The organism is uncultured Phenylobacterium sp., from assembly GCF_902826855.1.
GTDB lineage: Bacteria > Pseudomonadota > Alphaproteobacteria > Caulobacterales > Caulobacteraceae > Phenylobacterium.
Map to the genome: position 1 here is coordinate 41,184 of NZ_CADEGK010000004.1, position 9,485 is coordinate 50,668.

Genomic DNA, 9,485 nt, shown 5'->3' on the forward strand with positions numbered 1-9,485 from the left:
AGAACTTCCGCCGGCTTTTGGAAGCGCGCTGGGATGGCGCCGCCCCTAGATTTCCTCGCGCCGCCCCCGGCGTTACGGCCGCTCGAGCAAGGTGTGGGTGTTGCCACCGGGATCGGTGAACCAGGTCATGATCCCACCCCAGGCCTGTCGCTCCGGCGGCGCGAGGAAGGGCACGCCCGCGGCGCTGAGCGTCTCATAGGCCGCCGCCAGGTCGGCGACCCGCAGGCTGAGGCCGGTGAAGCGGCCGGCGAGGTTTTCGTGGCCAGGCTCTTCGTCGGGATCGAACACCTCCAAGACGATCGTCGGCCCGAAGCCGAGTTCGAAGGTGGCGGTCTGCGCGCTGCGGAACGTGCACTTGAGGCCCAGGGTGTCGCCATAGAAGTCGGCGCTGGCCTCGAACGCCTCGGCGCGCACCCAGACGCGCTCGCCCATGCCGTTGAAAGTGATGGTCATTGGTTCGTCTCCGGAGAGGGCGGAGATCAGCTTCGGCCAGCTTTCGAACCCCTGCTCCCGCGCGACCACCAGGAGCGCGTCGGCGAGCTTGAAGGCCTCGCCGTCGACGCCGCCCCGGTAGCGTGGATGCAGGCGCGCCTCGTGCAACGCGCCGGCATCGCCGGCGCGCACCCGTCTGTGCAACAGCTTGGCGCGTTTTTTGAGGGGATCGATCGCGACGCCCGGGCGGGCGGCCATGGCATGTCTCCGTTGATGACGCCCGCGATCCGCACTCGGGCTCAACGAAGATCGGTTTGACGCCGATACATGTCGGGTGGGCGAGCCCTTTCCGCGGATCCGGATGCGCCCCTGAGCGCGTGACGAGAGTGTCCGGACCGCGGGTCGGCTGTCAACCGGCGGCCTACTCCGCCGCAGCCAGCGCGGCCCGCGGCGCCAGGAGCGGTTCGAGCAGCTCCGCGGCGAGCCAGCGCACGACGGGGACGGCCACGCCGTCGCCGGCGACGTGCAGGGCGGCGGTGGTGGTCCGCGGCAGCACGTAGCTGTCCGGGAGCCCCATGAGCCGAGCGGCCTCGCGCGGCGTCATGAGGCGCGAGCGGACGGCGCCGTCCTCGACCACCACCAGCGACTGGCGCGAAGATCCACCGCGCGGGGTCCGCAGGCAGCCGGCCAGGCCGTCGAAGCGGACCTCAGCGCGCTGAACCGTGCGGCCGTGCTCGATGCGGGTGCGCCGGAAGACGGCGCCGACAGCGCGGCCGGACACCGCCGCAAGTCTGGCGCGGTGCAGCGGCCCCATCAGCCCCAGCAGCCGCGCGGTCTGGGCAGTCGTATGCCAAGCGACGGCGGCGTCGGGCTCCAACAGGGCGGCCAGGTCGGTGTTGCGGGCCGGCGGACGAGCCAGCCGCCACCAGACCCAATGGGCGGCGCTCTCCAGCGGCAGCGCTGCGTGGGCGGCGCGCACGGCGCGGCTGTGGAACGGGCTCTCGCCGGTCAGGCCTGGGGGGACCTCCTTCGCGGCGACCACGAACACGCGCGGCCGCGATTGCGGCAGCACGGTCGCGGCGTCGATCTCCAGAGCGCCGAAGCGGTAACCGCGCCCAGCCAGCGCCGCGCCCAGCGCGGCGAAGTCCGCGCCGCCGTGCGAGGTGAGGAGGCCGCTGACGTTCTCGATGACGAGGAGGCGCGGGGCTCTGCCGGCGTCGTCCAAGGCCTCGACCAAGCGCCAGAAGCCGAAGAAGGCGCTCGAGCGCCCGCCCGCCAATCCGGCGCGGCCGCCGGCCAGGCTGAAGTCCTGGCAGGGGCTGGAGGCCCAGGCGAGGTCGGCGCGCCCGGGCAGGTCGGCCGCCGCCAGCGCCCAGACGTCGCCTTCGTGGAAGTGGGCCGCGGCGTCGGGGAAGTTGGCGCGATAGGCCCGTGCCTTCGCGGGGTCGAAGTCGTTGGCGAAGGTGCAGGTCCAGCCTTCGCCCAGGCCCAGGCGGGCCATGCCTCCGCCGGCGAAGAATTCGTAGAAGCTGCGGCCGGGCCGACTCATGGGGCGGGAGACTAGCCTGCGTCGCGGGGATCGAAAGCGCCGCGCCATGGACGCGACAGCGGTTTGGTCCATGATCGGGCCATGCAGCGCTTCGCAGTCGTCCTCGTCCTCATCGCCCTCGCCGGATGCCAGTCGGAGAAGCCGGCGGCGCCGCAGCCGCCGCAGGCGTCCGTCGAGCCGACGGGGCCCGCCACGCGCTCGGACTTCAGCCAGCCGATGACCGCGCGTGGCAACGAGCCATTCTGGGCGCTGACCATCGACGGAACGCACCTGAAGCTGAGCCGCCCCGACCACCCGGACCTTCCCGCCGAGGCGCCCGGCGCGGTGATCACGCCCGGCCAGGCGAGTTGGACGGCCAAGGCCGCCGACGGGCAGGACATCAAGCTCACCCTCTACGTCAGCGACTGCTCCGACGGGATGAGCGACCGCCAGTACCCGATGACGGCGGAGGTGGCGCTGCTGAACGAGACCCTGCGCGGCTGCGCGGACCAGACGGCGAGGCTGAAGGCCAATCCGGGCGGCTAGGTCGGCGGACAATCGGCCCCCTCACGTCGGGAATCCCGCGCCGCCTCTTGCTCCCAGCCCGCCCAAGGCGGAAACTGACGAAAACGCGGTACGCGGAAGAGCCCCGGGAGGCCCATATGGAAAAGGCGTTTGATCTCGTCGTGCGCGGCGGGACCGTCGTCGACGGCACCGGCCAGCCGGCGTTCGAAGCCGACGTGGGGGTCAAGGACGGCCGCATCGCCGCGGTGGGCAAGCTCGCCGGCGCCGGCGCCGAGGAGATCGACGCCACCGGCCAACTCGTCACCCCCGGGTTCGTCGACATCCACACCCACTATGACGGCCAGGCCACCTGGGACGGCCGGATGCAGCCGTCCTCGTGGCACGGGGTCACAACTGTGGTGATGGGCAACTGCGGCGTCGGCTTCGCGCCCTGCCGGCCGGACGACCACGACCGGCTGATCCAGTTGATGGAAGGCGTCGAGGACATCCCCTTCCCGGTGCTGGCCGAGGGCCTGCCGTGGAACTGGGAGAGCTACACCGAATACCTGGACGCGTTGGCCGCCCGCCAGTTCGACGTCGACATCGGCAGCCAGCTGCCGCACGCGGCGCTGCGGGTCTACGTCATGGGCCAGCGCGGCGTGGACCGCGAGCCGGCGACCGAGGCGGACATCAACGCCATGGCCGCCATCGCCAAGCGCGCCATGGACGCCGGCGCCATCGGCTTCGGCACCTCGCGCACCCTGAACCACCGCTCCTCCGACGGCTCGGCGATCGCCACGCTTACGGCCGGCGAAGATGAACTGACCGGCATCGCGCTGGGCATGGCCGCCGCAGGCAACGGCGCGGGCCGGGGCGTGCTGCAGGTGGTCTCGGACTTCGACGATCCCGAGGCCGAGTTCGACATGCTGGAGCGGATCGTGGCCGCCTCGGGCCGGACGCTCTCGTTCTCCATGGTCCAGAGCCCGCGCAGCCCGGCCGGCTGGCGCCGATTCCTGGAACGGATGTCCCGCGCCAAGGCCAAGGGCCTGCAGATCCGCGGTCAGGTCGCCAGCCGTCCGGTGGGCGTGCTCTTCGGGCTGGAACTGACGGTGAACCCGTTCAGCCGGCATCCGAGCTATCAGGAGATCGCCGATCGCCCGCTCGCCGAGCGCGTGGCGGCGCTGCGTGATCCCGACTTCCGCGCCCGCCTTCTCGCCGAGGAAGGCACTGCGCGCGCTATCGGCCTCAGTCCCGCGCGGTTCTGGGACCGCACGTTCGCGATGGGCGAGGAGCCGGACTACGAGCCCACCCGCGACCAGTCGATGGCGGCCATCGCCGAGCGTCGCGGCATTACGCCCTATGAGGTGGCCCTCGAGCACATGCTGACCAACGAGGGCCGCGGCATCCTCTACCTGCCGCTGCTGAACTACCCGGAGTTCACCCTCGACCCGGTCTACGAGATGTTCCAGCACGATTGCGTTGTGCCGGGCCTGTCGGACGGCGGGGCCCACATGGGCATGATCTGCGACGGCAGCTTCCCCACCAGCAACCTGGTGCACTGGACCCGCGACCGCACCCGCGGTCCGAAACTCTCCGTCGAGCACATGATCAAGGGCCAGTGTCGCGATACCGCCGAGACGGTCGGCCTGTACGACCGCGGGCTGCTGATCCCCGGCTACCGCGCCGACCTCAACGTCATCGACTACGACCGGCTGAAGCTGAAGGCGCCGCAAGTGGTCTACGATCTGCCGACCGGCGGCCGGCGGTTGATCCAGAAGGCCGAGGGCTACACCGCCACGATCGTCGCCGGCCAGACAACCTACCGCGACGGGACGCCCACCGACGTCCTGCCCGGCCGTCTGCTGCGCGGCTCGCAGGCTGCGCCGGTGAAGATGGCGGCGGAGTAGACGCCGTGACCGCCATCGCTCCAGACTTCACGCCCGAGGTCCTGGAGGCCGCGTGCGAGTGGACGGCCGCGGACGTGGCCGATCCGGAAGCATGGACCGAACACCTCTCGTCCGCCGAGACGGACGAGTTGGAAGCGGCGGTGGCGCATGCCTTCTCGGTCTCCGACGACTTCCTGGCGATCGGCAAGGCGGACTTCCCGCTGCCGACGCTGGGCGCGCGGCTGAAGGGGATCGAGCGGGAACTGATCGACGGTCGCGGCTTTGTGCGCCTGCGTGGCCTGCCTCGCGCCCGATGGACCAACGACCAGATGAGCATGGCCTATTGGGGGATCGGCGCGCACCTCGGCCGGCCGTGGCCGCAGAACGCCAAGGGCCACCTGCTGGGCGACGTCACCGACCACGGCAAGGACCCGAGCGATCCGACGGTGCGCGGCAACGAGATCGGGCTCACCGGCCTCGACTTCCATTGCGACGGCTCGGACCTAGTGGGGCTCATGTGCCTCCAGACCGGCGTCTCCGGCGGGTTGTCGGCGGTGTGCAACTCGGTCGCCCTGCACAACCGCCTGGTTCGCGAACGGCCCGACCTGGCCGCCGAGCTCTACAAGCCGCAGCCGTTCGACTATCGGGGCGAGCAGGCGCCCGGGAAGCCGGGCTGGTACCTGATGCCGGTGTTCACGCGCCACGCCGGACGGCTCTACACGCGGCTGATCCGTCCCTATGTGCTGGCTTCCCAGCGCCACGCCGACGCGCCGCGCCTCACCGCCAAGGCCATCGAGGCCCTGGCGTGGATGCAGGCGACGGCGGAGGGCGGCGACTATTCCGTGCTGATGGACTTCCAGCCCGGCGACATGCAGTTCATCAACAACTACCACGTGCTCCATGGCCGCACGGCCTATGAGGACGATCGCGCCGCCGGCAAAGTCCGGCACCTGAAACGCCTGTGGCTGGAGACCGAAGTGCTGACCGATCGCCCCCATCAATTCGTGAACCGGGTCGGCGACGGCTATTGGTCGCGCAAACTCACCATAAGCCGGATGGACGCCTGATGGCCGTCGTCGAACGCACCGACAAGGACGGGGCCGCGACCCTGATCCTAAACCGCCCCGACAAGCTGAATGCGCTTAACGTCGAGATGTTCGTCGAGTTGGACGCCCACGTGAAAGCCATCGCGGCGGCGACCGACAAGGTGGGCCTGGTGATCGTTCGGGGGGCCGGGCGCTGCTTCTCCGCGGGCCACGACCTCTCCGACATCGCCGCCGGCGAGAAGCTGCCGGAGCCGTTCTACCAGTCGAAGGTGATCGAGCGGCTGGCCGGCCTGCCGCAGCCGGTGATCAGCGCCGTGCACGGCCACTGCTACACCGGCGCCCTGGAGCTGGCGCTGGCCGGCGACATCGTCTTCGCCGCCGAAGGCGCGCGGATGGCGGACACCCACGCCAAGTGGGCGCTGACGCCGGTCTGGGGCATGAGCCAGCGCTTGCCGCGCCGGGTCGGGACCTATCGGGCGCGGGAGATGATGTTCACCTGCCGCACCATCCAGGGGCCGGAGGCGGCGTCCATTGGCCTGGCGGATTTCTGCGTCCCGGACGCCGAGTTCGACGCGCGACTGGACAAGCTGGCGGCCGACATCCTGGCCAACTCCTGGTTCAGCCACCGGGCCAACAAGGCCCTGGTGACCGACACGGATGGCATGACGCAATCCCAGGGGCTGGCGCACGAGATCTTCCGCGGGCAAGGTCGCGGCCCGGACATGGAAGCGCGGATCGCCGGCTTCCAGAACAAGACGGTCAAGCAAGCCTGAGGGGGCATCCTATGCGCAAATTCCTTATCGTCACCGCAGCCGTCAGCCTGGTGGCCGCCGCCGCGCCGGCCGTCGCCGGCACTCTCGACGAGGTCGTCAAGCACGGCATAGTCCTCACCATCGAGGGCAACGACATCGACGTCACCTACACGCCTGACGGCAAGTTCACGGCGATGGACGGCCAGGTGACAGGCGAGTGGAAGATCAAGGGCGAGGAGCTCTGCACGACCTCCAACTTCGACCCCAGCGAGTCGTGTGTCGCGTACCCGGCCGACAAGAAGTCGGGCGACGCCTTCGAGGTGACCTCCCCGATGGGTACGGCGAACGTCAAGATCAAATAGGCGCGACCGTAACGTGGTTCCTCAACCGGATAGAAACTGACGGCGGCGTACGGAGAACCTCAGCGAGGTTCCATGACCGAGATTTCCGGCAGCCGTACGCTGCACCGCCTGATCTACACGAGCCGCGTCGCGATCCCGACGCCAGACCTCGACCATGAGATCGGCGGGATCATCCGCGCCTCGATCCGCAACAATCGCCAGGTCGGCGTCACCGGCCTCCTGCTGGTGCACGAGGACCACTTCGTCCAGGCCCTGGAAGGCGCCGCCGAGGTGGTGATGACCACCTACCGGCGCATTCTGGACGACCCGCGGCACGAGCAGTCCAAGGTGCTGAGCGCCGGACCCGCCACGGAGCGGGAGTTCGGCGACTGGAACATGTGCGCGCGGCGGATGACCCCGGGCGACGACGCCATCCTGGACGCTCTGGACGCGCGGAAGGTCTTCGCGCCCGCCACGTTCTCCGGCAAGGCGGCGCTACGCCTTTTGACAGCGGTGCGCGGCATCCAGGCGCGCACGCATCGGGCCGCCCTGATCTAAGGGGAATAACCAGAACGCTGCATGGCGCTCGGCGCGAGTCGGCGGCATAACAGGGCGATGACCACCGCCCTCGCCGAAGCCGAGCTCGCGCCGCTGGACGCCGCGCGCGAGATCCTCCGGCGGACCTTCGGGCACCAGGCCTTCCGCGGCCTGCAGGAAGACGTCATCGCCGAGGTGCTGGCGGGCAGGAATGCGCTGGCCGTGCTGCCCACCGGCGGCGGCAAGAGCCTCTGTTACCAGATCCCCGCCCTGGTGCAGCCGGGGCTGGGGCTGGTGGTCTCGCCGCTGATCGCGCTGATGACCGACCAGGTGGCGGGGCTGGTGCAGTCGGGCGTGGCGGCCGCGCGGCTGGATTCCAACATCGACCTCGACGAGCGCGCCCACACCTGGCGGCGGATCGAGCGCGGCGAGCTGGACCTGCTGTACATCTCGCCGGAAGGGCTCATGCAGCCCTCGATGCTGGACCGGCTCTCGCGCACGCCCCTGTCGCTGATCGCCATCGACGAGGCCCACTGCGTCAGCCAGTGGGGCCACGACTTCCGCCCCGAGTACCGGATGCTGGGCCGGCTGGCCGACATCTTCCCCGGCGTGCCCCGCCTGGCCGTGACCGCCACCGCCGACGCGCGCACCCGCGACGACATCCGCGCCGAGCTGCGGCTGGAGGATGGCCGCGAGTTCGTCGCCAGCTTTGCGAGACCCGAACTGATCCTCTCGGCGGAGCGCAAGCGGGGCAACCTGGAGAAGCGGATCGTCGAGCTGGTGACGGCGCGGCCCGACCGCTCCGGCGTGGTCTACGCCGGGTCGCGCGACAAGACCGAGTCGCTGGCCGAGGCCCTGCGCGGCGCCGGCGTGCCGGCCGTCGCCTACCACGCCGGGCTGGAGAAGAGCGTGCGCGCCCGTCGGCTGGAGGAATTCCTCGAGGCCGACGCGGCGGTGATGGTGGCGACCATCGCCTTTGGCATGGGCGTCGACAAGCCGGACGTCCGCTTCGTGATCCACGCCGATCCGCCCTCGGCGATCGAGGCCTATTGGCAGGAGATCGGCCGCGCCGGGCGCGACGGCGACCCGGCCGAGGGCATCACCCTCTACGGCGCCGCCGACATGGTCTGGGCGCTGCGCCGCATCGCCGAGCGCGACATGGACGAAGTCGCCAAGCAGGGTCAGGCCAAGAAGGTGCGCCAGCTCTACGCCATGCTGGACGGTGTGGGCTGCCGCGCCGCCTCGGTGCGCCGCTACTTCGGCGAGGAGGGCGTTGAGGCCTGCGGCCAGTGCGACCTGTGCCTGGGGACCGTCGAGACCACCGACGCCACCGTGCCGGCCCAGAAGGCGCTCTCCGCCGCCCACCGGCTGAACGGCCGCTTCGGCCGCGGCCGGCTGGTCGACCACCTGCTGGGCAAGACCAAGGAGCCCAGCGACTGGGAGACCTCGCTGTCCACCTGGGGCGTGGGCCAGGAGCTCAGCGCCCAGCAGTGGCGCGAGCTCACCGAACAGCTGCTGTTCGAGGGGCTGCTGCGCGAAGACCCCAACGACGGCCGGCCGCTGGTGGGCGTGGGCGACGCCGATGCGGTCCGCGCCGTATTCCGCGGAGAGCGCCGGATCGCTATGCGCAAGGCTTCAGGGCGCGAGAGCGAGCGACGACCCAGGAAGCGCGGCCGCGAAACTGCGCCCGATCTCGGCGAGGCCGACCGCGCTTTGTTCGAAGCCCTGCGAACCTGGCGCACGGCCGAGGCGAAGTCCCAGCACGTGCCGCCCTATGTGATCTTCCACGACCGGACGCTTGCCGAGATCGCGGCCGCCAAGCCGGCGCTGCGCGCCGCCCTCGAGCGCATCAACAGCGTCGGCGAGGCCAAGCTGGCGCACTACGGCGAAGCGGTCCTGAAGGTCGTCGGCGGCTTCGCCGCCTGACTAGAACTTCGCCTTCACCTCGAGCCCCAGGGTCCGCGGATCGTTCACGAAGCCGGTGAGGTTGTTGAAGTCGATGCCGCCTTCCAGGCTGCGGTCGCTCAGGATGTTGCGGCCGAAGGCGGCGATCTCCCAGGCCTCGCCGGGGGCGCGGTAGCCGAACCGCAAGCCGCCTTCCAGCAGCTTGTCATCGCTGAACTCGGCCGAGCGGGAGAGGAAGAAGTTGATCTTAGAGCGATAGGCCCAGTCGGTGAACACGAAGATCTCGCCCTCGCCGAATTCCCACGAATAGCCGGCGGTGACGTTGGCGATCCACCTGGGCGCGTTGGGCAAGCTGTTGCCGTCGATCCGCACGGTTCCGGCGATCGGGCCGGCGGGGTCGAGGACGGTGCAGCCGCCGCCACAGGGCTGGGTGAACAGGTTCGGGTCCTGCAACTCGGTGTGGTTGTACGACAGTCCGGCGGTCAGCAGCAGGCGGTCCACGGGCTCGGCCTCGGCGTTGAACTCGAAGCCGTGGCCGGTCGCCTTGTCGGCGT

The 9,485-nt window shown here is 70.3% G+C and carries 9 protein-coding genes and 1 pseudogene; 7 read left to right on the forward strand and 3 right to left on the reverse strand.

What is annotated here, in order from left to right; genetic code table 11:
• Nucleotides 1-72 precede the first annotated feature (72 nt).
• Entirely contained in the window at nucleotides 73-690 is a 618-nt protein-coding gene (locus tag QZV94_RS01325) for a VOC family protein (RefSeq protein ID WP_293675992.1), read from the reverse strand.
• Between the two features lie 163 nt (nucleotides 691-853).
• Nucleotides 854-1,981 carry a DNA cytosine methyltransferase gene (locus QZV94_RS01330; protein WP_293675993.1) on the reverse strand — a complete coding sequence of 376 codons (1,128 nt, stop codon included), beginning with the start codon at nucleotides 1,979-1,981 and terminating at the stop codon, nucleotides 854-856.
• Between the two features lie 81 nt (nucleotides 1,982-2,062).
• Here QZV94_RS01330 and QZV94_RS01335 point away from each other — a divergent pair, with 81 nt between their 5' ends.
• The 7 genes from QZV94_RS01335 (at nucleotide 2,063) to recQ (ending at nucleotide 8,952) form a co-directional block, all read left to right on the forward strand.
• Nucleotides 2,063-2,506 (forward strand): hypothetical protein, encoded by a 444-nt coding sequence (locus QZV94_RS01335; RefSeq protein WP_293675994.1) that lies wholly within the window; start codon nucleotides 2,063-2,065, stop codon nucleotides 2,504-2,506.
• Between the two features lie 116 nt (nucleotides 2,507-2,622).
• Nucleotides 2,623-4,371 (forward strand): amidohydrolase family protein, encoded by a 1,749-nt coding sequence (locus QZV94_RS01340; protein WP_293675995.1) that lies wholly within the window; start codon nucleotides 2,623-2,625, stop codon nucleotides 4,369-4,371.
• Between the two features lie 5 nt (nucleotides 4,372-4,376).
• Nucleotides 4,377-5,417, forward strand: coding sequence for a TauD/TfdA family dioxygenase (locus QZV94_RS01345; RefSeq protein WP_293675996.1), 1,041 nt, complete (start codon nucleotides 4,377-4,379; stop codon nucleotides 5,415-5,417).
• A complete protein-coding gene (locus QZV94_RS01350) occupies nucleotides 5,417-6,169 on the forward strand; it encodes an enoyl-CoA hydratase/isomerase family protein (protein WP_293675997.1) in 753 nt (250 codons plus the stop codon). Before QZV94_RS01345 ends, QZV94_RS01350 begins: the two co-directional genes overlap by 1 nt.
• A gap of 11 nt (nucleotides 6,170-6,180) precedes the next feature.
• On the forward strand, nucleotides 6,181-6,510 hold the full coding sequence (locus QZV94_RS01355) for a hypothetical protein (RefSeq protein WP_293675998.1): 330 nt from the start codon (nucleotides 6,181-6,183) through the stop codon (nucleotides 6,508-6,510).
• Nucleotides 6,511-6,582: 72 nt separating this feature from the next.
• A complete protein-coding gene (locus tag QZV94_RS01360) occupies nucleotides 6,583-7,047 on the forward strand; it encodes a BLUF domain-containing protein (RefSeq protein ID WP_293675999.1) in 465 nt (154 codons plus the stop codon).
• Nucleotides 7,048-7,104: 57 nt separating this feature from the next.
• Entirely contained in the window at nucleotides 7,105-8,952 is a 1,848-nt protein-coding gene (gene recQ / locus QZV94_RS01365) for a DNA helicase RecQ (RefSeq protein WP_293676000.1), read from the forward strand.
• Here recQ and QZV94_RS01370 read toward each other — a convergent pair.
• Nucleotides 8,953-9,485 (reverse strand): annotated as a pseudogene (locus QZV94_RS01370) (TonB-dependent receptor); the annotation flags it as partial. It lies immediately after the preceding gene.